This is a genomic window from Enterococcus sp. AMC1251 (assembly GCF_058216535.1).
Window position 1 is genome coordinate 382,478 of the sequence record NZ_CM177098.1, and the last position, 26,391, is coordinate 408,868.

The following is a 26,391-nucleotide window of genomic DNA, read 5'->3' on the forward strand; positions in this document are numbered from 1 at the left end:
AGAGGAGTAATCTCATGGAAGTTAAAATGTTAGGAATCAGTAAAAGTTTTGGAACGAATAAAGTATTAGAAGGCGTTGATTTCGAACTAAGATCAGGGGAAATACATGCGTTGATGGGTGAAAATGGTGCTGGCAAATCAACATTAATGAATATTTTGACAGGCTTGCATAAACGCGATGCTGGAAAAATCTATATTGATGGAACAGAACACTATTTTAAAAATGCCAAAGAAGCAGAAGAATTTGGTGTAACCTTTATTCACCAGGAAATGAATGCGTTTTCTAATATGACAGTATTGGAAAATATGTATCTTAATCGAGAGTTAAAAACAAAGCTAGGATTATTGGATAACAAGACAATGGCTGCAGAAGCCAAGAAGATATTCAATGAACTGCATATATCATTAAATTTAGAGGCTCAAGTGGATACGTTATCTGTTGGACAACAACAAATGTTGGAAATTGCTAAATCACTGATGACGAATGGAAAAGTTTTGATTATGGATGAACCGACAGCAGCTTTGTCAGAAACGGAAATTGATAATCTATTTACAATCATTCGTGGATTGAAAAATAGCGGGGTAGCGATTGTTTATATTTCTCATCGGATGGAAGAGATTTTTGCCTTGTGTGATCGGATTACAGTAATGCGTGATGGGATATCAGTCAGCACCCATCAAATTTCAGCGATCGATGTGAACCAAATAGTACGAGATATGGTAGGGCGTGACATTGGGGACTTTTATCCTGAAAAAACAACTCCGATCGGTGCTATAAAATTTGAAGTGAAAAACCTAACGTCTACCGGTCTTTTTGAGAGCGTTTCATTTTCAGTTAGAGAAGGAGAAATACTTGGTTTTTCTGGATTAATGGGGTCTGGAAGAACGGAAATTATGAGAGGAATCTTTGGGATTGATCGATATGACTCTGGAGAAATTCGATTAAATGGAGAGCAAATCACTATTCATAAGCCTTCTGAGGCAATCAAAAAAGGCATTGGTTTTCTAACGGAAAATCGCAAAGATGAGGGATTGATCCTTGATTTTAGCTTGGAAGATAATATTGTGCTTCCTTCAGTGGATGAATTTAGTAAGCGAGGGTTGCTGGAGCAAAAAACAATAGATGAATTTGTGGAGCTATTACTCAAACGTCTCGTAGTGAAAGCAGAAAATAAGGATGTCCCTGCCAGTAGTTTATCAGGTGGCAATCAGCAAAAAGTGGTATTAGCTAAATGGATTGGGATAGGTCCCCAAGTACTGATTTTAGATGAGCCGACTAGGGGTGTAGATGTTGGAGCAAAGCGAGAAATTTATTTGTTGATGAATGAATTAGCAGAACGTGGTGTGGCGATCATCATGATTTCCAGTGATTTACCAGAAGTAATGAGTGTCAGTGACCGTATCATCGTGGTTAGAGAAGGACGAGTCGCAGGAGAAGTTTTAAAAAGCGAAGCAACACAAGAAAAAATTATGAACTTAGCTACGGGAGGAAATTGAGCATGGAGAATATAAAAAAGAAAAAAATTGCCTTAGGGTCATTAGGCCCATTACTTGCATTGGTCGCTTTAGTGATCGTTGTAACTGTGCTAAACCCTAGCTTTATTACACCCAATAATTTATTGAATCTATTGCGCCAAGTATCAATTAATGCCTTGATTGCATTTGGTATGAGCTTTGTTATTTTGACGGGTGGTATTGATTTGTCAGTGGGCTCGACATTAGCTTTGTCGGGAGCCTTGACAGCAGGACTGATTGCTAACGGTATTTCTCCGATTTTAGCGATGCTGTTTGGCATGATTTTGGGCGCTTTTTTAGGGATGGTCAATGGACTTTTGATTACGAAAGGGAAAATGGCGCCATTTATCGCGACTTTAGCAACAATGACGATTTATCGTGGTGCGACACTGGTTTACACTGATGGTAATCCAATTACAGGAATCGGTAAGAGTTTTATTTTTCAATTTATGGGCAAAGGCTATTTGTTTGGTGTACCGTTTCCGATTATTGTTATGTTGGTATTTTTCTTCTTATTATATATGTTGCTTCATAAAACTGCATTTGGCAAAAAGACTTACGCGGTAGGCGGAAATTTAAAGGCCGCAGAAATAGCAGGAGTTAAAACAGATCGAATTCAAATTGTCATTTATACGATTTCGGGATTGATGGCGTCGATTTCAGGGATCATCCTCACTTCTCGCTTAAATTCGGCGCAACCTACGGCAGGTCAATCTTATGAAATGGATGCAATTGCTGCGGTTGTGTTAGGAGGAACTAGTTTATCAGGTGGAAAAGGGCGTTTATTTGGAACATTGATAGGTGTGTTAATTATTGGGACAATCAATAATGGATTGAATTTATTAGGAGTATCCAGTTTCTATCAACAAATCGTCAAAGGATTAGTAATCATTGTCGCAGTATTATTAGACCGAAAACAAAATAAATAACTAAATAAGGGAGAAGATGACTATGAAAAAATTGTTTATTTCAATGATTGCAGCAGGATTACTTTTATCAGGGTGCGGTGCAGCAACTCTAGGGAATAATGAGTCTAAAGAAGAGACTAAAGTAGAAGGGAAAAAAGCTGGAGATCTAAAAGTTGGCGTAAGTATTTCTACATTAAATAATCCATTTTTCGTTTCAGTTAAAGACGGAATCACTACACTAGCAAATGAAAATAAAACAAAGACGATCGTTTCCGATGCGCAAAATGACGCATCAAAACAAAGTAACGATATTGATGATTTAATCCAACAAAACGTCGATGTGATATTGGTCAATCCGGTTGATTCTTCAGCGATCCAGCCAGCAGTAGAAGCTGCTAATGAAGCCAATATTCCAGTGATTGCACTAGACAGAAGCTCTGATGGAGGCGATATTGTAACGCTAGTTGCTTCTGATAACGTGAAAGGTGGAGAAATGGCTGCTAAATTTATCGTGGAAAGAGTTGGTAATGGAGCAAAAGTTGTTCAACTTGAAGGAACGCCAGGCGCTTCAGCTACTCGTGAACGTGGGAAAGGCTTTGAAAATATTGCTGAAAAAGAGCTGAAAGTGGTACAAAGTCAATCCGCTGATTTTGATCGTGCCAAAGGGCTGAGCGTTATGGAAAATATGTTACAATCCAATTCAGATATCACAGCGGTGTTTGCTCAAAATGATGAAATGGCATTAGGTGCTGTCGAAGCATTGAAAGCGGCTGGTAAAAAGGATGTACTTGTTATTGGCTTTGATGGAAATGAAGATGGCGTAAAAGCAGTGAAAGACGGAACGATGGGCGCAACAGTTGCGCAGCAGCCTATTGAAATGGGGAAATTAGCACTACAAGCGGCTTATGATCATTTTGAAGGGAAAAAAGTGGAAAGTAAAATAGATTCACCATTGGAATTAATGAAAGCAAAAGAATAGAAATCACAGAAATGAAAAAACGTGCGCTCTGATTCTACTAGATAATTTGGTAGGATAGAGATGTGCGTTTTTTATATTAGTGAATTTAAAATGCTTTGTTCGAACTTCTTGTAATTAGGAAACGGCAGAAATGTATAAGATTTGCGATTCGAAATCTTGATAAATCTGCTTATTTTTGTCTCAATTCTTGTATTGTAAAAGAATGGTGGTTGAGTTTGTTTTATTTAGATGGAATCTATATTTTCTATACTAATATCTATATTTTGTTTATTCTTATCCTTGCTTGAAAGCGCTACAATATTGTTGTAGATAATTTGATGAAAGGAGTTGAGTAAATGAAGAAAAAGTCAAAGAGTGCGCTTTTTTTTACAAATGTTTGGCGGTATAAAGCGTTAATCTTAATGGCAATCCCTGCGATGGTATGGATGATTTTTTTCTTTTATATTCCAGTTTTGACTAATGTAGTAGCGTTTAAAGATTTTCATATTTCGCCGGATGGATTTATTGCTAGTTTGAAGGCGAGTCCTTGGGTTGGATTAGATAATTTTAAATTTCTATTTTCTTCTAATGATGCATTTTTGATTACTAAAAATACAGTGTTGTACAACGTGACGTTTATTATCTTAAACCTTGTCATTTCTGTATTTTTTGCAATCGTAATGAGTGAACTGCGAAATAAGCGTTTGGTAAAAATCTATCAAACAATGTCTCTTTTGCCGTATTTTTTATCTTGGGTTATTATTGGGTATTTTGTGTATGCTTTTTTAAGTCCAGATAAAGGAATTTTCAACCAGTGGATTGTAGGTCAAGGAGGCACGCCAATCAATTGGTACAGTGAACCAAAATTTTGGCCATTTATCTTAGTCTTCATTGGAACGTGGAAGGGGATCGGATACAATAGTATCATCTATTTTGCTTCAGTTATGGGAATCGATCCTACTTATTATGAAGCAGCGATGGTGGACGGTGCGAGCAAGTGGCAGCAAATCAAGAATGTAACGATCCCTCAATTGTTACCTCTAATGACGATCTTGACGATTTTAGCTGTGGGGAATATTTTTAGAGCAGATTTTGGTTTGTTCTATAATGTTCCAAGAAATTCTGGTTCGTTGTATCAGGTCACCTCTGTTTTGGATACGTATATCTTTAACGGATTGACTGCTACAGGAGATATCGGGATGACAGCTGCGGCTGGTTTGTATCAGTCAACGGTCGGTTTTGTTTTGTTGATGGTTACAAACGGAATCGTTCGTCGATTTGATAATGACTCGGCATTATTCTAAGGAGGAGTGAAAACATTGAGGAAAAAACCAGTTTCGAAAGTAGAAATTCGTTCATTTAACAAACCGGTCAATTTATTTTTTAATATATTAATCGCTGTTTTTGCACTATCCTGTGTGTTGCCGTTTCTATTTGTTGTGGCGATTTCACTTAGTAATGAAACCGCGTTAGCGGCACACGGATATAGTTTTTGGCCGCAAGATTTTAGTTTCTTTGGGTATACCTATTTATTTGATCAGATGCAAGACAAAATCTTCCAAGCGTTGTTTGTGACAATAGTCGTGACTGTGGTAGGAACTCTAATTAATAGTACAGCGACGTCACTTTATGCTTATGTAATTTCAAGGTCTAATTTTCCATTCCGTCGTTTCTTTACCGTATTTTGTTTGATTACGATGTTATTTTCTCCAGGAATGGTTGCAAATTATATAGTGATGACAAATTTACTTCAGTTAAAAGATACGATTTGGGCATTGATTTTGCCGATGGCAGTTAGTCCGTTTAATATTATTGTGATGCGTACGTTTTTCAAACGCTCAGTTTCTGATTCGATCATAGAATCAGCACGGATTGATGGTGCTTCCGAGATGCGTATTTTTATTCAAATTGTTTTACCGCTAGCTGTTCCGGGAATTGCAACAATTAGCTTATTTGCCGCCTTAGGGTATTGGAATGATTGGTTCAATGCGCTGTTGTATATTCAAAAAGATAGCTTAGTACCTTTGCAGTACTTGTTAATGAAGATTCAAAATAATATTCAATATCTCACTCAAAATGCTGGAGCTAGCAATCAATTATCCGGTGGGATGGCTGCGATACCAGGTGAATCTGCTCGTATGGCAATCGTCGTTATTTCTACCTTGCCAATTGCAATTAGTTATCCTTTTTTCCAGAAGTATTTTGTCAAAGGTTTAACGATTGGTGGCGTGAAAGAATAGGATATCTAGTTTTGCAGAACAATTTCATCAGTAAGTAGCTATATTTTCTCAATTAAAAGAAACCTTACGTTGATTTTCTAAATTACTCAGAAACTAAACGTTCAGTTTAGCATTTAAAAATTACGAGGAGGAACAAGAATGAAGACTTGGAAAAAAGCAGTCGGCTTAAGTGCAGCAGTTATTCTTTTAGGTGTTTTAACAGCATGTGGTGGAGGAAGTAAAGAAAAGACTAGTGGTAGTAGTAAAAAAGCGGATGAAAATACGTTATTGATGTATCAAATCGGTGATAAGCCAGACAATTATGATGAATTGATGGAAGTCGCTAATAAGAGAATCGAAGAAAAAACGGGAGCTAAATTAAATATCCAATATATTGGTTGGGGCGATTACCAAAAAAAGATGAGTGTTATCGTTTCTTCTGGTGAAAACTATGATATTGCCTTTGCGGATAACTATGTGCCGAATGCACAAAAAGGTGCTTTTGCGGACTTGACTGAATTAGCGCCAAAATTTGCGAAAGATGCCTATGATCAGCTGGATGAAGCGTATATTAAAGGAAATTTAGTTGATGGGAAGTTATACGCATTTCCAGTTAATGCTAATGTTTATTCGCAACAAGTATTGACGTTTAATAAGCAGTACTTAGACAAATATGATCTATCAATCGATGATGTGGAATCATATGAAGATGTAGAAAGCATTTTGAAAACGTTCCATAAAAAAGAGCCAACTATCGCAGCTTTTGCCATCGGTCAAGGATTTAAAGCGCAAGGGGATTATGACTTTCCGATTGGACTGGAATATCCGTTTGCTGTCGATCTAAATGGCGATACAAATAAAATTGTCAATCAGTATGAAAGCGAAGATTTTATGAATGCATTAAAAACGATGCATAAATGGTATCAAGCAGGATATATTCCCTCTGATGCCGCAACGAGTAATACAGAATATCCTTTAGAAGGAAATACGTGGTTTATTCGTCAAGAAACACAAGGACCTTATGATTATGGCGATACGATTTTAAGTAATGCTGCTGGACAAGAACTAGTATCGAAAGCATTCACAAAACCACTAAAATCGACAGCTCAAGCACAAATGGCTAATTTTGTTGTCTCAAATACTTCAAAAAATAAGGAAAAAGCTGTAGAAGTTTTAGGTCAGCTCAATAGTGATCCAGAATTACTCAACGGATTAGTTTGGGGAATCGAAGGTGAAGCTTGGGAAAAAGTGCCTGATACGGAGGACAAGATCAAATTACTAGAAGGGTATAAACCAAAAACGCATTTACCAGCTTGGAATACTGGAAATAATAAAATTTTATACACTCAAGATACTATCACTGAAGAAATGATCAAAGAGCGTGACGAATCAATTGCTAAAGCAGAAAGCTCTCCAATATTAGGTTTCAATTTTGTAACGTCAAATGTAAAGACAGAAATGAGTAATATAGCAAATGTTATGAGCCAATATCTGGATGGTTTAAACACAGGAACTGTTGATCCAGAAGAGACGGTTCCTAAATTAAAGGAAGCACTTGATAATGCGGGTTATGAAAAAGTTCTGACTGAAATGCAAAAGCAATACGATGACTTTTTGAAAAAATAGAACAAGCTTAGTCGCTGGAACCAAGTGATTCGATGATACATCGTTTTTACTTGGTTCTTTTATGAAAAATAATATTCTGTTTAAACTACATAATATATTATATGCAGTAGTTTTTTATTTGGAATATTCACAATAGTTATTTATTATGGTTAGTAGAGAAGCAGAGAGGAAGATTTGAATGGTTGGTAAAGCATTAGAAACGTTATTCATTAAGATATGGGTCATCGTAAAGTTAAATTTATTCTTTTGGCTGTTTAGTTGTTGCGGTTTGATTGTGGTAGGTGTTGGACCGGCGCTTAAGACGGTGAATGAATTATTTGTCAGTCATGAGTTTAATTATAAGGAAATTACTTTAAAAGAAGGGTGGAGCTGTTTTAAGCGGAATTTTGTTAGAGGCAATATCCTTTTTTATGCGTTGATCTTGTTGTTGGCACTATTAGTATACAATCTATTTTTATCAGTTCAAATTCAAGGACTTTCCTTTTTGATGATTGATTTTCTCTTAGTTTTTGCAATGGTTTATGCGACTGTGACTTTTCAATACTCGTTATTATTAGATAGTTATTATGACATTGGGTTAAAAAACTTGTTGAAACTAGCTTTTATTTCAACGTTATCTAATTTTACAAATTTACTGAAAATTGCCATTGGGATGGGTCTGATTTTACTTATCACTTGGAAATTCAAAGGGTTGATTTTGTTTGGAACATTTTCTATGATTCAAATTTGGAGCTTCACTGCAACAAAATCATGGCGGCAAACGATCGATCAACGATTGGAATTTCATGCGTAAAATAAGATCGTCATCCTTTAGCCAAAAAACACTGCTAAACCGATTACTAAAAAATTATGCCGTAATTTTAGTTTCCTTAATTTTGATTGGTATGGTCAGTATTGGTATGAATACTTATTGGCAATCGATGGGAAGAGGGGAGACGACCGCGCAAGAAGCAGTCGATATGATTGGCCGATCAATTAATGATAAAAATTTACAAGGAAAAACCATGTTAAATAGTTTGGCAGATAGCCAAGAGAAGATTAACAGCTTAAATCGTTACATGGATTCTTCAATTTCAAATTATTTGAATTATTCTTACGATCAACAATTGGAAACGGGGAATTATCTATTTTTACCTAGCCAAGTACAAAATTTTTATACAATGTATGACAATATTGAATCAGTCATCATGGTATTGAATAATTATAATGATTACTATCTTTCTACTATTAAAGATAAGAACGGAAAAAAAATTAGTGGCACTCCACGTTTAAACAATAAATTCTATTTAGCGTATCCAATCACTAATCCAGTAACTTTAGAAGTATTGGGAAGCTTCTATGTTGAATTTTCTCAAAAAGATATCGTTGATAGTTTAACTCATTTAACGACGTTTGAAGGACTTTCCGCGTATGTATTTTCAAATACAGGCTATCAGCTATTAACTTATACGGAAAAAAATGATATCTCAGAACAGCAATTGATTCAGCAAAAAATGAAACAAACATCAAAATTACCCATTCGAAAATTAGCGGAAACCAATATATTGGAGCACTTGCAAACAACAAGTGGGGTTGATATTTTAGTAACCGTTTCTAAACAAAAAATTTTAACGCATGTTTTTTTTGATTTGCGGATTTTAATCCTAGGCGGCTTCGTTTTGATTGCACTATTATTGTATTTATTGTATCGAACATTTACCAAGTATTCTCAACAAGTCGATATTATTATGGGATCGATGGCGCTTGTTTCAAAAGGAGATTTGAATACGCGGATCAACGATCAGGAGACGCAATTTGAATTAAAAGAGCTTTCAAAAGGTATTAATACGATGTTGGATAACATTGAACAGTACATTGCGGATATTTACAAACTAGAAATTAAGCAACAAGATGCTCATATGAGGGCACTGCAGTCTCAAATCAGTCCGCATTTTTTATACAACACATTAGAGTATATCCGGATGTATGCTTTAAGTGAAGGCAGTGAGGAACTAGCTGACGTTGTGTATGCATTCTCAACATTGCTGAGAAATAATACGGATCAGGCCAAAACAACTACATTGGAAAAAGAACTGAGCTTTTGCGAAAAGTATGTGTACTTATACCAAATGAGGTATCCAGATCGAATCGCTTATCACTTTGAAATCGATGAAGCGTTGAAGGAATTAGTTTTACCGAAATTCTCGATTCAACCATTAATTGAGAACTATTTGGTTCACGGTATTGATTTTTCCAGAAAAGACAATGCAATCAGTGTAAAAGCCCATTTAGTAGATGGACAAATACAAATTTTAATACGTGATAATGGTAAAGGTATATCTTTGCAAAAGCTGCAATTGATTCACACTAAGTTGGCGAGTCAACAGATCGAATTACATGATTCGATTGGGCTGCAAAATGTGAATGAACGGTTACGAGCTCATTTTGGTTCATCTTTTTTGATGACGATTACTCTAAATGAAACAAAAGGCATTGCGATTGAACTTTCTTTTAATGATCCTATTTCTCAAAATTAAATCTATATTTCACCGTAAAATCATACTGCGATGAGTAACCGCAGGGGCGAAGGAGCAAGGGAATGACTTATAATGTTTTACTAGTGGATGATGAATACATGATCGTGAATGGATTGAAAAAAATTATCTCTTGGGAAGCAGAGGGTTTTTCGATTAAAGGGACAGCGCAAAATGCAAAAGAAGCTTTAACAATAATGGAGACGGAGGCTATCGATCTTGTGATTACAGATATTACGATGCCGGAAATGACAGGATTAGAATTTATTGAAGCAGCTCAAAAAGAGGCGTGTCAATTTGAATTTATGATCCTTTCTGGTTATCAGAAATTTGACTTTTTAAAAGGAGGGCTTCAACTGGGAGCGATCAATTATTTGATGAAACCGGTGGATAAATTAGAGCTTCTAAAAAGTGTTAAAAAGGCAAAAAAACGTTTGGATAGTCGTAATCAACAGGAAACGAGAGACGACTTATATAGTGAAATTTTATTGTCACAATGGGTAAATGGTGAAATTGATAAGGATAGTTATGGAGAGCTGGATCAAGTAGTTAATACTGCAAAAAAAGCAGACTGGACTGTTTTGTTGATCGAAGTAACTCGTGAGAAAAAAGCCAAAATGATTAATTGGTTGGAGGAACAACAGCAATCATTATTTTTTTCCCGCAATCTAGGGGATAAAAGTCTGCTTGTACATATTTTTAAAGGCGGTAAATATCAATTAAATCAGCTTTTGACAGTAAATCCTTTACAAAATGATGAGGATTGGCTGATAAGTGTAGGTGAGACTGTTAGTGATTGGGAAGATGTTCCAGATAGTTATGAAAAAGCAAATCAAACATTGCAACGTTATAAGTTTTACGAAACGAGTGGCAGTAATATCTTATATTCCGTCTTTTCAGATGATTTTGATCTGTCAGCAGATATTATTAATTTTAACAAGACATTGATGGTTGGTGATTTTACTACAATTGAGACAACGATTGCTGAAATTTTTGCAAAAACGCAAAAAATTGGTGCTCGTCCAGAAGATGTCCGTCATATTACCTTTATGCTTTTTATGGATATTTATCGTCGCTTCAATCACTTGGATGAACAGGAATACCAGCAAGTTTTAGACGATATCAATCATTCATCAAATGTGGATAAACTGCGTGCAATTCTATCAACTACTGTCAGACAAATCTCTCGGGAAAAAATGACCTACGATTATTCAGAAAACGTTCAAAATGTTATCGATAAAATTCGTTCTGATTATACAAGCGAACTTACGTTAAAATGCGTAGCTCAATCGCTGCATCTTAATGCGATGTATTTAGGACAGCTTTTTAAGAAAGAAACAAAGAAGAGCTTTTCTCAATATTTGAACCAGTATCGTATGAAAAAAGCACAGAATCTGTTGCTATATTCTGATGATAATGTTAATGAGATTGCAGATAAAATTGGCTTCAACAACAGCACGTATTTCTCGCAGATTTTTAAAAAAATGAACGATTTAACACCAAAAGAATTTCGAGAAAAATATAAACATCACTATGATTCAGTGGGAGAAGAAGAGTTTTAGGGAAATCAAACTAAAAGTAATCAAAAAACCACAAGAACCCGAAAATCTTATGGTTTTTTTGATTATAATTTTAATATACAATTCAGTCAAAGACTAAATGGCAGTTGATCTTCTCTATAGTTTTTAGGTCTAGGCACAATGCCTAAAGTAAAATCAATTGTTCCGCCATCCATCAATGTCTCATGATCAAAAACTAACCGTTCATGAAGAGAACCGTTATAACGAATACGATCTATAAATTGCTGTTGCTCTCGATTTGGACTGGTAGAGATTGTTAATATTTTACCGCTAGATAAATGAATAACGGCTTTATCGAACAAAGGCATCCCGATTACATATTCACCTGAACCAGGACAGACAGGATAAAAGCCTAATGAACTAAAAATATACCAGCTGGCCATACTACCGTTATCTTCATCACCAGGAAAACCAGTCGGACTATCATTGAATTCTTGAATCATCAATTGTTTTAGTAAAGGCTGAGCAAATTCTGGTTTCCCAAGATAGCTAAATAAGTAAGGGAAATGAAAACTTGGCTGATTCGAAATCGCTAGCTGTCCAAATTCTATTGCCGCCATTTCACTCATTTCGTGAATTTCAAAACCATATCCAGCAACGTTGAAGGTAGGTGTTTGATTAAACAAGTCAATTAATTTCTCTTCAAACCGTTCTTGCCCCCCAAAAGCCGAGATCAACCCTTTAAAATCATGGTAAACAGCAAAACTGCTTTGCCAAGCACTACCTTCTGCATAGTCTCCACCCCATTGGTGACTGTTAAATGGTTCTTTGAAAGTACCGTCTGGTTGTTTTGCCCTCATAAAACCTGTTTTGGGGTCAAAAATAGCTAAATAATTCTTTGCTTGCTTTTTATAATGTTCAGAGGTGACCTCTTCATCCAATATCTTGGCCACTTGGCTGATACAAAAGTCGCTATAACAATAATCTAAAGTATGATTTACCGACTCATGATAATTGGCAGGAACATAACCGTATGTCAAATAATCTTTGGTTCCTTGTCTACCGTAATTTGAATTCTCACTTTGGATTGTTGCGCCTTTAATCATGGCAGTTAAAAATTCTGGCATCAAATCATGGCGGATGTCTTTAACTGCGGCATCAGCAATCACTGCATCGATCAATGTGCCAGGCATCAAGCCCCGTTCATCAGGCGAAAGCCATTTAGGTAAATAACCACCTTCCCGATAGCTATTCAAAAATCCTTCTAGCATTTCTGCATATTTATCTTGCGCAATCAATGAATATAAAGGATAGACCGTTTTATAGGTGTCCCAAAATCCGTTATTAGTATAAAGTACCCCAGGTTTCACTTCTTTGGCTAAGGTATCGTAATGGATAATTTGCTCATCAGAATCTTTTTCATAGAATGTTTGTGGGAATAAAAAAGCACGGTAAAGATTATGATAAAAGGTTGAACGACGTTGCTGATTTTTGTCCTGAATCTCGATTTTATTTAGATAATGCGCCCATTGTTTTTTTGAATCTGATAGATAATCTTTGGGTTGCCAATGAGATTCGCGCGATAAATTCAATTTAGCTTGTTCTAAGCTGATAAAAGAGGTGCCAAACTGTACAACTTGTTCCTTAATGTCCCCAAATGAAAAGCTAATACAATCCTCTTCTCCTACTTTTTCAAGAGGTGTTTCAAAAATCAAAGGCTGTTTAAAATGCATTGTAAAGTAAAAAGAAAAATGATTATCTTCACAACCTGCGTAGTTTATTATAGAGCCGGAAATCGTATGAGCGTCCTCGATGGTGAGTTTGTATTTTCCAGGCAATGAAAGCAAAAGTCCAGCATCTGATTGTGTGTAAGTTGTCGTTAAAACACCCCCATACATACTAGGAATCATGCGGGTCGTTAATTGATACCGTTGAGCAGTGATTTCTAAATAAGCAGGGTTAAAAACGCTTTCATCCGGTCGATAAGAAGACTGAGCGTGAAACACAGTCGACTTGTTTAATACGCCATTAAAAGGCAGCATAACCAAATAACTAAAATCCCCCATCCAAGGACTAGGTTGGTGAGTCAAACGAAAACCTTGAAAAACTCGATCACGAGGATTGAACCACCAACTGCCATTATCGCCGTTGGTCTGAGGCGCAAAATAATTCATACCAAAAGGTACACCTGTGTAGGGTAAACAATTGCCATTTGAAAAAGAATGTTGATTATCGGTGCCATGTCTAGTATCGATTAATGTTAAATTCATCTATCAAATCTCCTTTGTTGAGTATCGAATGATTTGTTTTACTGAAACTTGCTGATCTGTCGGCATCACTTTCTTTTCGATCCATTCAATCAGCATTGTACCTGCAAGTTTACCCATTCCCTTAAAATCTTGAGCGATTGTTGTTAAAGGTGGATCGATTAATGATGAAGCTTGAATATTATCAAAACCGACAACGGATAGCTGATTTGGTATATCAATATCAGCTCGTTTGGCTTGATTCATTAAAGAAATCGCAACTAAATCGTTTTCGCAAATGACTCCAGTAATGTCATTTTTGCGAAGATAAGCGATGATATCAGCATTTAAAAAAGCTTGTCTATCTGTTAAAGCTGTATAGAAAGATAAACGCTGTTCTTTGGTTGCATGTATATAGCCTAAATATCGCTGGCGCACAGATTGAGGTAAAGTCGGCTCTCCAAAGATATAAGCGATACGCTGATGTCCCAGAGTAGCCAAAAAATTAGTAGCCATTGCACCACCTGAAAAGTTATCTGATTGTACAGTTGGAAAAGGGAGTTCGTGTATTTTTTTATCCAAGACAATTACTGGAAATTGCTGAATAGAAAGCTCGAATAACGTGTCTAAAAAATCTTCAGTATTATGTGCATAATAGATCATACCGTCGAAATCTTCGATAATATCAGCTGCTTGTTTATTGATCAAAAATTCTGCAGATGACATGATTACTTCATAATGATGTTCGCTTGTTATTGGTGCCAATCCTTCATTAAAGTTACCGAGGGAAAGATCATTTACGAACGGAATCAAGAATAAAATCCGTGAGACATTTCTTTTTTTTACGTAACGTTTTTGAACATAACTACCTTTTCCTTGAATGCGATAAATTAATCCTTGATTTTCAAGCTCTGTCAATGCTCGTTTAGATGTAATACGGCTGACATTATAGGTTTTGGAAAGTTCCTTCTCGGTGGGAAGTTGTTCATTTTCCAGTAGTTGACCAGTTTCAATTGCTTGTAACAAATCGTCTATTATTTTTTTATATAGTGGTTTTGACATAATTGTTCTCCTAATTATGAAATGATATATCATTAATGCTAGTTTAACACAGAAATAAAATGAGTTCAATTCAAAAATATTTAATAAAACAGTAGACAAAACGCTTACATTAGCATATACTTTCGTTGTGAAATGATATATCAACTATTAGGAGGTAAGTATGACTTATAAAAAAATACCCGATTCGGTGCAAGGTTTTATGGATAAAATTACGCATCTATGTGGAGATGAACATGCTGAATGGGCTGAAAATTTTAATGCAGCGTTTGCTAATACTTTGACGACGACTGTAAAAAAACAAGCGGATGGTACTACATTTTTACTAACAGGAGATATTCCGGCAATGTGGCTGAGAGATTCAACCGCCCAAGTTCGTCCTTACTTAGTTATCGCAAAAGAAGATGATGAACTTAGAGACATGATATGCGGATTGGTTCAACGACAATTTTACTATATCACGATCGACCCATACGCCAATGCATTCAATGAAACGCCAAATGGTGCTGGACATCAAAACGATCACACTACGATGAATCCGTGGATCTGGGAGCGCAAATACGAAATAGATTCACTTTGTTATCCCGTTCAGTTAGCCTATTTACTGTTTAAAAATACGGGATGTACGAAGCAATTTGATGGGAAATTTGTTGAAGGTGTGAAAAAGATCTTAACAGTGTTCAAAATAGAACAGGAACATCAACATTCACCTTATACATTTGAACGAGAGACAACACGAGTAGAAGATACGCTTGTAAATAATGGTCGAGGAGCGGAGATAGGAAGAACAGGGATGACTTGGTCTGGTTTTCGTCCAAGCGATGATGCATGTCGTTACGGCTATTTAGTTCCGTCGAACATGTTTGCGGTAGTTATTTTAGGATATATTGAAGAAATTTTTTCAGAAATATTGTTTGATCCAGAAGTAGTAAAACAAGCTTCTTTACTAAAAAATGAGATTGATACTGGGATTGAAAAATATGGGAAAACAGAAAATCAAAGTGGAAAAACAGTCTACGCTTATGAAGTAGATGGGTTGGGACACACTAGTATCATGGATGACAGTAATATTCCTAACTTACTCTCGGCTCCTTACCTTGGTTACACCTCGATCGACAATTTGATTTATCAAACAACACGAAAAACGATTTTAAGCAAAGAAAATCCTTACTTTTACGAAGGGAAATATGCAAAAGGAATCGGAAGTTCGCACACACCAGAAAATTATATTTGGCCAATCGCTCTCGCAATGGAAGGAATGACAACAGAAGATAAAAAAGAAAAAGAACGAATCTTGGATTCTTTAGTTGCAAATGATGGCGGCACACATTTAATGCACGAAGGATTTGATGTAGATAATCCTTCAAACTATACGCGCGAATGGTTCTCATGGGCGAATATGATGTTTTGTGAATTAGTAATGGATTATTTTGACATTCGAGTGGTGCAATAAAAAGGAAATGGAGCATAAAATCATGAAGAAAAAAGTTTATATCATCTCACATTCTCACTGGGATCGTGAATGGTACTTGCCGTATGAACAACATCATATGCGTTTGGTCGAGCTGATGGATGATGTGTTAGAACTAGCTAAAAATGATTCAGACTTTGATAGTTTCCATTTGGATGGACAAACCATTATTTTAGACGATTATTTACAAGTTAGGCCAGAAAAAAAAGCGGATGTTCAAAAAGCAATCACAGATGGGAAATTGCGGATTGGTCCATTTTATATCTTGCAAGATGATTTTCTAATCAGCTCAGAATCTAACGTTCGCAATATGTTGATTGGTAAAAAAGAAAGCGAGAAGTGGGGATCTACGGTTAAACTAGGGTATTTCCCAGATACTTTCGGCAACATGGGGCAAACACCGCAAATGATGAAACAAGCAGGATTAGATGCGGCGGCTTTTGGGAGAGGAGTAAAACCTGTAGGCTTTAACAACGAAGTGTTAGATGATGAAAATTACACATCACAATATTCTGAAATGTGGTGGCAAGGACCAGATGGCAGTACTATTTTAGGGCTGCTGTTTGCGAATTGGTACAGTAACGGTAATGAGATACCGGCTGAAAAAGAAGCAGCTAAAGCTTTTTGGACGCAAAAATTAGCAGAAGTTGAAACATTCGCATCAACCGATCATTTACTGATGATGAATGGTGTGGATCATCAGCCTGTTCAAAAAGACATTACAAAAGCGATTGCTTTGGCGAATGAACTGTTTCCAGATTATGAATTCATCCACTCGAATTTTGATGCGTATTTAGAGCAAATAGGACAAGATTTACCGGAAAAAGTTGGAACAGTTCACGGAGAATTGACGAGTCAAGAGACGGATGGTTGGTTTACTTTAGCGAATACCGCTTCCGCTAGAGTGTATTTAAAACAATGGAACACGAAAGTAGAGCGACAGTTAGAAAATGTGACGGAACCACTTGCTGCGATGGCATATGATTTAACGCAAACTTATCCACATGATCAGTTAGATTACGCTTGGAAGTTGTTGTTGCAAAATCATCCCCATGACAGTATTTGTGGCTGTTCCGTAGATGAAGTACATCGTGAAATGATTCCACGATTTGAAAAGGCAAATGAAGTCGGAAGGTTTCTAGCTGAAGAAGCTATGACAACGTTGGTTAAGGCGGTCGATACAGAAAAATTCTCAAAAGCAAGTCATCCATTTGTAGTGTTTAATACTTCTGGCTATCAGAAATCAGAAATCGTAAGAATAAAAGTGGAAATCGCAAGAAAACCATTCAAAGAAGGCATCCCTCATGAATTGTGGGAGGAACTTGCTGAAGGGGATACGCCAACATTTGAAGTGGTCGATTCTAAAGGGAAAATAATACCAGCTGCGATTTCAAATCCTGAAATTAGTTTTGGCTATGATTTGCCGAAAGATCGTTTTAGAATCCCATACATGGCTAAATATGTCGAAATTGAGATGGCATTAGATAATATGCCTGCCTTCTCATGGGATACTTTTGCGTTACAAGAAACGGAAGCGAAATTAGAAGAAACAGATTCAATGATTAAAGATGGCCGGAAAATTGTCTTGGAAAACAGTTGTTTGATAGTTACGATCGATGAAGACGGTACTATAAAAGTACTAGACAAGTCTTCAGGTAGAGAATATCACAAGTTGTTAACAATCGAAGATACAGGCGATATTGGTAACGAGTATATATTTAAACAACCAGAAGGTGCGACTCCTATTTTGTCTAACAATCACACAGCTGAAATTTCTATAGTTAAAAATGAATCATTTGTTGCACAAATTAAAATTGTTCAATGTATGATGGTACCGGAAGCGGCGGAAGATTTATTGGAGCAAGAACAAAAAGCCGTGGTTGATTTCCGTTATCGAAAATCACAGCGTTCATCAATGATGAAAGAATTAACGGTTGAAACTTTAATGACGATGGAAAAAGATTCTGCACGTTTGAATTTTGAAACAACTCTTGATAATCAAATGAAAGATCATCGCTTGCGGATGCTATTTCCTACGGGGATCCAAACAGATACACACGAAGCTGACAGCATTTATGAGGTAGTTACACGGTCGAATCAAGTCAGTAAAAGTTGGGAAAATCCAACAAATCCGCAACATCAACATGCATTTGTGAATATTCACGATGAGAAGTCGGGGATGACCGTTTCCAATGTTGGCTTGAATGAATATGAAATTTTACCTGAGAATAATACGATTGCTTTAACACTTTTAAGAGCGGTTGGAGAAATGGGAGACTGGGGGTATTTTCCAACACCTGAAGCACAATGTTTAGGCAGTCATACATTTAATTACGGCGTTGATTTTCACGGTGAAGCAACTACTAGATATGCCACGTATCAACGAGCATATGCAGCACAAATTCCATTTAGTATGAAACAAACAACGAAACATACGGGAAGTTTAAAACCAAAAGATACTTATTTAACCGTTACAGGACAGACTTTTGCTGTAACGGCAGTGAAAAACAGTGAGGATAATCGTACGCTTGTTGTGCGAGGCTTCAACATGAGTGGAAAATCGAGTGAAATTGAGATAGAAAAAAATACTAGTAAAGATCCTTATTTATTGAATTTACTAGAAGAAAGACAATCCGAAAAAGTAATGAAAACCTTGAATGCCTATGAAATTCGCACAATGGGATTTGACCGATAAGAAGGAGCGGTGATTTTGATGGAGTATTATGGAGCAATTGAAGCTGGTGGAACAAAATTTATTTGTGCTATAGCAGACGAAGAGTTAAAGATCGTTGAACGAATCAGTTTGCCTACCGCATTACCAGAAGGAACTTTAGGTCGAGTCTTTGAATTTTTTGATGCCTATCAATTAACATCATTAGGGGTAGGGTCGTTTGGACCAATCGATGTTAATCAGAAATCTAGTACGTATGGTTACATCACATCTACACCAAAAGAAGGTTGGAGAAATATAGATTTTTTAGGCGTATTAAAAGATCGTTACGATATCCCGATAGCCTGGACGACAGATGTAAATGCGGCTGCTTATGGTGAGATGCATTTAGGCGCAGGTAAAGGAACACAAAGCTGTATCTATTTGACGATAGGAACGGGTATTGGGGGTGGAGCTGTCGTGAACGGTGCTGTTTTGCAAGGGTTTAGTCATCCTGAGATGGGACATATGTTAGTTCAACGTTATCCAAATGATACCTTAGAGAGCGTTTGTCCTTACCACGAAAACTGCTTAGAAGGATTAGCAGCTGGACCAGCTATAGAAAAAAGAACTGGGATCAAAGGTCAGCATTTAGAGCCGGATCATGATGTTTGGTCAATCGAAGCTTTTTATATAGCACAGGCTTTGATGAACTATACATTAGTACTTTCACCAGAAAAAATTATCTTAGGTGGTGGTGTAATGAAGCAAACTCAACTTTTCCGGGAAATTCGTGAGTCGTTAAAGCGACAATTAGGTGGATACGTTTCATTACCTACATTAGAAGAGTACATTGTTGGTTGTGATTTGGGCGACAATAGTGGTACGATGGGTTGTTTATTGTTAGCTAAGGAGCAGAAAGAGTGGATTGAAACATGATAAACTAAGGTTTTTACTCTAGTAGATAGATTCTAAATAAAGCAATAATTGAAACCAAGGACTAAAAAAGTGACGTTTTAGTTATTGCTTTTTGAGTTTAAATTTTAATAAAACCTATCCTTTTTTATAATAATGCTATAGTTTTTTTATTTATACGCAAACAAGAAAGCGCTATCATATTCGTAAGAATGAATAATGCTAGAATTCAAGCAAATGACAAAAGGGGGTTCATTCGTTGAAAAGAAAAACTTTGAAAAGTGTGTTTTATTGTTCAGCTACTATGCTTGCTCTTTCAATAGGAGCAAATCTAATGTTTACGCCAAACGTTTATGCAGAATCATCTGAATCAAAGGGGAACAATGATCAAGGTATTCCGTTGTTTGACCAAGTACCAGAATCTACAGCTTTATTTCCTGAGACATTATTAAATTGGAGTCCCCAAAGTGATCCAGATGCGCCCTTCAATGTTTCAAAGGTTCCTTTAGTCGATCGAGTACAGGGGAAAAAAATGAATCCAGACCAAAGTACGCAAGCAAAAGTATTGTCGATCGCAATTGTGAACCAACATACAAAAGGAACACCGTCGCAAGGTGGTACAGATAAAGCTGTCTATAATTTTACAAATTGGCAATATATTGATACGTTGGTTGCTTGGGCGGGTTCTTCTGGTGAGGGAATTATTGTTCCTCCGAGTGGGGACGTAACTGATTCAGCCCATAGAAATGGTGTGCCGATAGTCGGAACAGTTTTCTTTCCCCCAGAAGCTTATGGAGGTAAAAAAGAATGGGTAAAGCAATTTGTTCAAAAAGATCGGCAAGGGAAGTTTCCGATAGCAGATAAGTTGCTTGAGATGTCATCAACTTATGGTTTTGATGGCTGGTTCATTAATCAAGAAACCGATGTTGATGCGCAAACTGCTAGTGATATGAAAGAATTCATGGCTTATTTACAAACTCATAAGCCTGAAAATCAGCAAGTTATTTGGTACGATTCTATGGTACCAAGTGGTTCAGTAAGTTGGCAAGGAGAATTGAACGACCAGAATCAAGGATATTTCCAAGATAAGGGGAAACGTGTCTCAGACAAAATGTTTATAGATTTCCGATGGCAAACACTTAAATCATCTAGAGAAAAAGCACTGCAATTAAAACGTGATCCCTACGACCTTTTTGCTGGAATTGATGTACAAGCTAAGGGGATAAATAGTAGTCGGAAACCAAGTAGTGTTTTAGGGGGAGATGGGGAACCTCTAATTTCTTTGGGTCTTTATTGTCCAGATTGGACGTTACGAGACGGGGCCGATTATGATATTGACCGCTATTGGGAAAATGAAAAACTATTTTGGATAAATCCACAAGGAGATCCTCGCACTGTGGAAAGCTCTAAAAAAGAATGGCAAGGAATATCGCGCTATTATGTGGAAAAAACGCCAGTGACGAGTTTACCGTTTCTAACAAACTTTAATGTAGGAAATGGCGATGCTTTTTATAAAAACGGTACAAAAGTTAAAGATGGACCCTTTAACAATCGTAGTATTCAAGATGTTATGCCAACATATCGATGGGTTATTGATAATGAGTACGGAAATCAACTAGAAGCTGCAATCAGTTATGAAGACGCGTTTAATGGTGGTTCTTCAATCAAATTATCCGGTCCTATGACAGCAGGAAAACAAACGTTCATCAAACTATACGCTGCGAAAACACAAATGAATGCATCCGAAACAGCGACAGTTGTAACTAAAGGGGCAAGTGAAACATCTTTAGTTTTAGAATTGGAAGGAAAAGAAAAACCGTTGATCATTCAAGGCGAAAAAAAAGGCTTAGAAAATGGCTGGGTACAAACGACCTATTCGTTAAATCCAGTGGATGGAGAGACGATTAAAGCGATTGGTTTAAATGTAAAAAATACTCAGACAGTGTCTGCTTCAATCTATTTAGGTCAGTTACTATTGGGCAAAGAAAAAACAACTCCTGTTAGTGGGGTTACGAACCTCGCATTTTCTGGAAAAACAATTGTGGATGATTTAACAGAAAGTATTCGGATGAGCTGGGATACAACAGGTGGGAATGCTGCTTCCTATCGTATTTATCGAGAAGTTGATGGTCAGTTACAATTTGAAGGTGAAACGTCAAACACTTCTTATACGTTGATGAACCAAAAACGAATAGGAAATAAGGCTAATTATCATGTTTTTCCAGTGGATAGTTATGGTTGGGAAGAACAAAGAAGAGGGGCTGAAGCGGTTTATACTTTTGAAGCATTGAAAAAACCTGAAATAACGATTAATGCTAGTAGCACGCTGATTTCAGAAGGTGAAAAGGTTATGTTATCAGCCGAAGTTTCTAAATCAACAGAAACAGTTCGTTGGGAAGTAGTTGGAGCAACATCGCAAACAGCAGAAGGAAAAGAAGTGACGTTGTCGTTTGATAAAGCTGGCGCGTATACAGTAAAAGCAGTAGCGACAAATGCTTTAGGTGAAACGGAGGTTATTAAAGAAAACTATCTACATGTTTATAGTCAAAGTACAGGGATTAAAATAGAAAATCTTTCTATTTCGCCTGAGACGACCGCCACTCAGGGATCTGGGTATACGAATGATCGTGAAAGTTATCGTTTTGCTTTGGATGGGGATTTAACTACAAAATGGTGCGATAATGGTAGTGAAAAGCCTTGGATGATCGCAGATCTTGGAGCGATAAAAACAATTTCTGGCTTTGAGATTTTCCATGCTGGAGCAGGTGGTGAAAATTCAGAATGGAATACGAGAGACTACGATATTTCCGTGAGTAGTGACAAAGCCGCGTGGATAACAGTTGCTCAGCATAGGAGGAATACAGCCGATAGCAGTAAAGATGCGATCAATTTGGTTGAAGCTAGATATGTCAAGCTTTCTTTGGAAAAAGCAGAACAAAATGGAAAAATAGCAAGAATTTACGATTGGCAGATTATTGGTGTCAATCAAACAGGGATTATCAAACCGAAATAAACAGTTGATCTGAATGCTAAAAGGCAGAATGGATAATTAAATACCGTTCTGCCTTTTAAATAGTGCTAAATCAGCTAATAACTATTTGTTAGTTGATCATGAAGCACTTGTTTTTCGCTTTCAGAGATAAAAGCTCCGTTGACTGCATTATGATTCAAGTGCTCCATATCAGCATACGTAATGCCATACCATTTATGCAGTTTCATATATTCATCGGTTAACGTGGTATCTGATACCGTGCGATTGTCAGTGTTGATGCATACCTGAATGCCCGCATCAAGAAAGGCGTTAAAAGGATAGTCTGATAAATTAGTGACAGTTTTTGTTTGAAAATTGCTGGTTGGACACATTTCAATCAGGATGTTTTTATCCTGCAATAAGTCAAAATATTCTGGTGTGTCCTTTACCGCGATACCATGTCCAATTCGTTTAGCACCTAAATGAATCGCGTCGGCAACATTTTTTCCACAACCGCATTCGCCAGCATGAAGGGTTAATGGGATAGTTAATCGGTTGACTAGTCCCAGTGCTTCTTCGAATGTGTAAGGCGGAAAATCCATTTCATTTCCTGCAAGATCGAACCCAGCAATTCCGTCTTTTTTGAATTTTTCAGCCAAACGAACGATTTTTTCGATATCCGCTAATGCTTCATGGCGCATGCCACATAAGAGCGCATTGCTTTTTACGCCGAATTCTTGTTGCCCACATTCAAGCCCCGCTAAAACGGCGGTTACGATTTTAGGTAAAGAGAGTCCTTTTTCGGTATGTAGAGAGGGGGCAAAACGAACTTCGATATAACGGATATTTTCTTCAGCTGCTTGACTAATAATGTCAAATGCAGCGGATTTTAAAGCGGCTTCCGTTTGTAAGCAGGACAAAACTAAATCAAAATGTTTTAAATAGTCAGTTAAATTTTCGCAATCGGCAGGTGCAACTAATAGATTTTTTAATTGTTCGTTATCAGCAGGTAGTGAAATACCTTGTGGCTCTGCGATTTCCCTTAATGTTTCTGGACGTATAGAACCGTCTAAATGACAATGCAACTCTATTTTCGGTAGTTTTTTGACATGATCACGTTTCACGATATCATCCTCTCTTTTCTTATAGAACTTCAATAAGTATTTTGAAGACTTTAACACGCTGAGTGTACCCTGTCAATAATGGCGAAAGAAGTGTAAGTAGATGTAAGACAGGTTAGATTGTATTTGAGCAAATTCTTGGTTAAGCTATTTTATTTTATGAAATTCTGATAAACTAGAATTATTCGATAAGGGATTTGAAAGCGTTAACGAAAATGGTAGGACTTGTCAACAAGGGGAGAATGAAGTATGAAATTGACCATTAAAGAAATTGCGGATATGGCGGGTGTATCGGTGACGACCGTATCTCAAATCATCAATAACAAAGGTAGTCGCTTTAGTGAAAAGACAAGAAACAAAGTGTTAACAGTGGTAGAAGAATATGATTATAAGCCAGATTATTTTGCATCAAACATCATTACTAGGCATTCGAAGACAATTGGTATGGTTGTACCTGACGTGACTGACTTTTTCTTTGCTAAAGTGATCGAAGGTGTGGAAACATATCTGAATTCGTTAGGCTATATGATTTTACTGTGTAATTCTAAACATGATGAAGACAAAGCGACCCAGTACGTTACGGAGCTTGTTCATCGCTCGGTTGACGGAATTATCTTTGCGACACCTAATATTTTACCTGCCAATCATATTTTACGAAATAAAAGTAAACGAAAAGTTCCTGTGATTCTTGTTGATCGAGGCATCAATCTTAGAGAAAACGGACGCTTGATTGTGAAAGAATATGAAGGGGCTTACCAAGCTGTAAATTCGCTGATTGAGCAAGGCCATAGACATATTGCTATGCTGAAAGAAAATGATGGCTATTATCAATTAACTGAACGAGTGACTGCTTATCAGCATGCGTTAAAAGATAATGGAATCCCGGTAAAGGAAGAATATATGAGCAATGGGGACTTGAATTTAGGTGGCGGCTATATGGCAGCTAAAAATGTGTTGAAAAATCCAGCGATTACAGCTATTTTTTGTGGAAATGATGAAATGGCGATGGGGGCTTATCAAGCAATTGAAGAATGTGGCAAAAAGATTCCGGATGATATTTCTGTTATTGGATTCGACGGATTAGAAATTTCTGAATATTTGGTGCCAGGTTTAACAACGGTTTACCAACCTAGTTTTGATATTGGTTTTTATGCAGCACAATTTTTAGTAGAAGCAATCAATGATCCAGAGAAAAAAATACCGAATAAAATTTTTGATACAACATTTATTTTAAGAAATAGCACGAAATCGATTGACAAGATCACTGATTTGGTTTAATGTTCGTTTTATAAGCGTTTTCAAAAATATGAAAGCGTTAGTAAACTGTTTTACTAAAAGGTTTTAACCTGAATGATTTTAGTGTATAATACATCCTTGGGGATTGATTCGGAGGAAAAAAGCATGAGAATGGTAGATTTGATCGAGAAAAAACGTGATGGGCAAGTTTTAACAGATGAAGAAATTCAATTCATTGTTTCTGGTTATACCAAAGGGGATATTCCAGACTATCAAATGAGTGCATTTTTGATGACTGTTTTTTACAAAGATATGACGGATGAAGAAATTACCACACTAACATTAGCGATGGCTAATTCAGGTGAGATGATTGACCTTTCATCGATTCAAGGAATCAAAGTAGATAAGCATTCAACTGGTGGTGTCGGTGATACAACGACTTTGATTTTAGCGCCACTAGTTGCAAGTGTTGGAGCGAGTGTAGCGAAAATGTCTGGCAGAGGCCTTGGTTATACAGGTGGTACACTTGATAAGTTAGAAGCAATCCCTGGATTTCATGTGGAGATACCAGATGAAACGTTCATTCGTTTGGTGAACGAAAGTCACGTGGCCGTAATTGGTCAATCAGGTGATCTAGCACCAGCGGATAAAAAATTATATGCATTACGTGATGTGACAGCAACAGTCAATTCAATTCCGTTGATCGCAAGTTCTATCATGAGTAAAAAAATCGCAGCAGGAGCAGATGCAATCGTGTTGGATGTAACAACAGGTGAAGGTGCTTTTATGAAAAATATCGATGAAGCACGTCGCTTGGCTGAAACAATGGTTCGGATCGGCCATTTAGCCAATCGCCAGACAATGGCAGTAATTTCAGATATGTCCCAACCGCTGGGTGAAGCAATTGGTAACAGTTTGGAAGTTGTTGAAGCAATCGAAACACTCCAAGGTAAAGGGCCGGAAGATCTGATGGAGATGTGTTATATCTTAGGTAGTCAGATGGTTGTTTTAGCTAAAAAAGCTGGCACATTAGACGAAGCTCGGTCACTATTAAAAGAGTCGTTGGAATCAGGTGAAGCATTGGATAAATTTCGTGAAATGATCCTTAACCAAGGCGGAGATGATCGCATTATCGATCATCCTGAACGTTTGCTAACAGCCGCATATCGAATAGAATTGCCAGCAAAAACATCAGGGATTGTGCAAAAAATCGTTGCAAATGAAATAGGTATTGCTGCGATGTTGTTAGGAGCTGGACGTGCGACAAAAGAAGATTCTATTGATCACGCCGTAGGAATTAAGCTTCATAAAAAAGTTGGGATGCCTGTAGAGGCAGGGGAGTCATTGCTGACTATTTATTCAAATTCAGAAACGATCGAGAATGTGAAAGAATTATTATATAAAAATATCGAAATCGGCAGTTCCGGCACTGAACCTGAGCTGATTCATGATATAATAACATAA

General features: G+C 36.9%; 18 protein-coding genes. 15 read left to right on the forward strand and 3 right to left on the reverse strand.

Annotation, left to right across the window (positions count from 1 at the left end; translation table 11 throughout):
• The first annotated feature begins 14 nt into the window (after nt 1–14).
• The 9 genes from AC4BBR_RS01725 to AC4BBR_RS01765 all read left to right on the forward strand — a co-directional run bounded on the left by AC4BBR_RS01725 (nt 15) and on the right by AC4BBR_RS01765 (nt 11,300).
• Nucleotides 15–1,496 (forward strand): sugar ABC transporter ATP-binding protein, encoded by a 1,482-nt coding sequence (locus tag AC4BBR_RS01725; RefSeq protein WP_490460887.1) that lies wholly within the window; start codon nt 15–17, stop codon nt 1,494–1,496.
• Between the two features lie 2 nt (nt 1,497–1,498).
• Nucleotides 1,499–2,443 carry an ABC transporter permease gene (locus AC4BBR_RS01730; RefSeq protein WP_490460888.1) on the forward strand — a complete coding sequence of 315 codons (945 nt, stop codon included), beginning with the start codon at nt 1,499–1,501 and terminating at the stop codon, nt 2,441–2,443.
• 22 nt (nt 2,444–2,465) lie between these two features.
• Nucleotides 2,466–3,401 carry a D-ribose ABC transporter substrate-binding protein gene (locus AC4BBR_RS01735; protein ID WP_490460889.1) on the forward strand — a complete coding sequence of 312 codons (936 nt, stop codon included), beginning with the start codon at nt 2,466–2,468 and terminating at the stop codon, nt 3,399–3,401.
• A gap of 335 nt (nt 3,402–3,736) precedes the next feature.
• Entirely contained in the window at nt 3,737–4,684 is a 948-nt protein-coding gene (locus AC4BBR_RS01740; RefSeq protein WP_490460890.1) for an ABC transporter permease, read from the forward strand.
• Between the two features lie 15 nt (nt 4,685–4,699).
• Nucleotides 4,700–5,620 carry a carbohydrate ABC transporter permease gene (locus AC4BBR_RS01745; RefSeq protein WP_490460891.1) on the forward strand — a complete coding sequence of 307 codons (921 nt, stop codon included), beginning with the start codon at nt 4,700–4,702 and terminating at the stop codon, nt 5,618–5,620.
• Between the two features lie 138 nt (nt 5,621–5,758).
• Nucleotides 5,759–7,225, forward strand: coding sequence for an ABC transporter substrate-binding protein (locus tag AC4BBR_RS01750; protein WP_490460892.1), 1,467 nt, complete (start codon nt 5,759–5,761; stop codon nt 7,223–7,225).
• Between the two features lie 178 nt (nt 7,226–7,403).
• Nucleotides 7,404–8,018: a YesL family protein gene (locus AC4BBR_RS01755; protein ID WP_490460893.1), complete on the forward strand. Its 615-nt coding sequence runs from the start codon at nt 7,404–7,406 to the stop codon at nt 8,016–8,018.
• A complete protein-coding gene (locus AC4BBR_RS01760; protein ID WP_490460894.1) occupies nt 8,011–9,741 on the forward strand; it encodes a sensor histidine kinase in 1,731 nt (576 codons plus the stop codon). Before AC4BBR_RS01755 ends, AC4BBR_RS01760 begins: the two co-directional genes overlap by 8 nt.
• 62 nt (nt 9,742–9,803) lie before the next feature.
• Entirely contained in the window at nt 9,804–11,300 is a 1,497-nt protein-coding gene (locus AC4BBR_RS01765) for a response regulator transcription factor (protein WP_490460895.1), read from the forward strand.
• An 86-nt stretch (nt 11,301–11,386) separates the two neighbouring features.
• Here the strand turns inward: AC4BBR_RS01765 and AC4BBR_RS01770 are convergent, their stop codons facing one another.
• Both AC4BBR_RS01770 and AC4BBR_RS01775 read right to left on the reverse strand, forming a co-directional pair.
• Nucleotides 11,387–13,528 carry a GH92 family glycosyl hydrolase gene (locus tag AC4BBR_RS01770; protein ID WP_490460896.1) on the reverse strand — a complete coding sequence of 714 codons (2,142 nt, stop codon included), beginning with the start codon at nt 13,526–13,528 and terminating at the stop codon, nt 11,387–11,389.
• A gap of 3 nt (nt 13,529–13,531) precedes the next feature.
• Nucleotides 13,532–14,566: a GntR family transcriptional regulator gene (locus AC4BBR_RS01775; RefSeq protein WP_490460897.1), complete on the reverse strand. Its 1,035-nt coding sequence runs from the start codon at nt 14,564–14,566 to the stop codon at nt 13,532–13,534.
• 160 nt (nt 14,567–14,726) lie between these two features.
• On the opposite strand from AC4BBR_RS01775, the gene AC4BBR_RS01780 reads away from it, so the two are divergent.
• From AC4BBR_RS01780 to AC4BBR_RS01795, 4 genes are all read left to right on the forward strand, one after another.
• Complete coding sequence (locus AC4BBR_RS01780; RefSeq protein ID WP_490460898.1) at nt 14,727–16,016, forward strand: glycoside hydrolase family 125 protein; 1,290 nt, start codon at nt 14,727–14,729, stop codon at nt 16,014–16,016.
• A gap of 22 nt (nt 16,017–16,038) precedes the next feature.
• Nucleotides 16,039–18,729 (forward strand): alpha-mannosidase, encoded by a 2,691-nt coding sequence (locus AC4BBR_RS01785; protein ID WP_490460899.1) that lies wholly within the window; start codon nt 16,039–16,041, stop codon nt 18,727–18,729.
• Nucleotides 18,730–18,747: 18 nt separating this feature from the next.
• On the forward strand, nt 18,748–19,623 hold the full coding sequence (locus AC4BBR_RS01790; protein ID WP_490462055.1) for an ROK family protein: 876 nt from the start codon (nt 18,748–18,750) through the stop codon (nt 19,621–19,623).
• Nucleotides 19,624–19,933: 310 nt separating this feature from the next.
• Complete coding sequence (locus tag AC4BBR_RS01795) at nt 19,934–22,612, forward strand: endo-beta-N-acetylglucosaminidase (RefSeq protein WP_490460900.1); 2,679 nt, start codon at nt 19,934–19,936, stop codon at nt 22,610–22,612.
• 74 nt (nt 22,613–22,686) lie between these two features.
• Here AC4BBR_RS01795 and add read toward each other — a convergent pair whose 3' ends face one another.
• Nucleotides 22,687–23,694, reverse strand: coding sequence for an adenosine deaminase (gene add / locus AC4BBR_RS01800; RefSeq protein ID WP_490460901.1), 1,008 nt, complete (start codon nt 23,692–23,694; stop codon nt 22,687–22,689).
• A gap of 246 nt (nt 23,695–23,940) precedes the next feature.
• Between add and AC4BBR_RS01805 the strand changes: the two genes are divergently transcribed.
• Both AC4BBR_RS01805 and AC4BBR_RS01810 read left to right on the forward strand, forming a co-directional pair.
• Nucleotides 23,941–24,969 carry a LacI family DNA-binding transcriptional regulator gene (locus AC4BBR_RS01805; protein WP_490460902.1) on the forward strand — a complete coding sequence of 343 codons (1,029 nt, stop codon included), beginning with the start codon at nt 23,941–23,943 and terminating at the stop codon, nt 24,967–24,969.
• 123 nt (nt 24,970–25,092) lie between these two features.
• Entirely contained in the window at nt 25,093–26,391 is a 1,299-nt protein-coding gene (locus AC4BBR_RS01810) for a pyrimidine-nucleoside phosphorylase (protein WP_490460903.1), read from the forward strand.

Bases quoted from the DNA above. Each gene is read 5' to 3' on its own strand.
- AC4BBR_RS01735 (WP_490460889.1), top strand. From the start codon at position 2,466: ATGAAAAAATTGTTTATTTCAATGATTGCAGCAGGATTACTTTTATCA.
- AC4BBR_RS01755 (WP_490460893.1), top strand. From the start codon at position 7,404: ATGGTTGGTAAAGCATTAGAAACGTTATTCATTAAGATATGGGTCATC.
- AC4BBR_RS01780 (WP_490460898.1), top strand. From the start codon at position 14,727: ATGACTTATAAAAAAATACCCGATTCGGTGCAAGGTTTTATGGATAAA.
- AC4BBR_RS01765 (WP_490460895.1), top strand. From the start codon at position 9,804: ATGACTTATAATGTTTTACTAGTGGATGATGAATACATGATCGTGAAT.
- AC4BBR_RS01740 (WP_490460890.1), top strand. From the start codon at position 3,737: ATGAAGAAAAAGTCAAAGAGTGCGCTTTTTTTTACAAATGTTTGGCGG.
- AC4BBR_RS01785 (WP_490460899.1), top strand. From the start codon at position 16,039: ATGAAGAAAAAAGTTTATATCATCTCACATTCTCACTGGGATCGTGAA.
- AC4BBR_RS01760 (WP_490460894.1), top strand. From the start codon at position 8,011: ATGCGTAAAATAAGATCGTCATCCTTTAGCCAAAAAACACTGCTAAAC.
- AC4BBR_RS01730 (WP_490460888.1), top strand. From the start codon at position 1,499: ATGGAGAATATAAAAAAGAAAAAAATTGCCTTAGGGTCATTAGGCCCA.
- AC4BBR_RS01805 (WP_490460902.1), top strand. From the start codon at position 23,941: ATGAAATTGACCATTAAAGAAATTGCGGATATGGCGGGTGTATCGGTG.
- AC4BBR_RS01795 (WP_490460900.1), top strand. From the start codon at position 19,934: ATGTTTACGCCAAACGTTTATGCAGAATCATCTGAATCAAAGGGGAAC.
- AC4BBR_RS01725 (WP_490460887.1), top strand. From the start codon at position 15: ATGGAAGTTAAAATGTTAGGAATCAGTAAAAGTTTTGGAACGAATAAA.
- AC4BBR_RS01790 (WP_490462055.1), top strand. From the start codon at position 18,748: ATGGAGTATTATGGAGCAATTGAAGCTGGTGGAACAAAATTTATTTGT.
- AC4BBR_RS01750 (WP_490460892.1), top strand. From the start codon at position 5,759: ATGAAGACTTGGAAAAAAGCAGTCGGCTTAAGTGCAGCAGTTATTCTT.
- AC4BBR_RS01775 (WP_490460897.1), bottom strand. From the start codon at position 14,566: ATGTCAAAACCACTATATAAAAAAATAATAGACGATTTGTTACAAGCA.
- AC4BBR_RS01810 (WP_490460903.1), top strand. From the start codon at position 25,093: ATGAGAATGGTAGATTTGATCGAGAAAAAACGTGATGGGCAAGTTTTA.
- AC4BBR_RS01770 (WP_490460896.1), bottom strand. From the start codon at position 13,528: ATGAATTTAACATTAATCGATACTAGACATGGCACCGATAATCAACAT.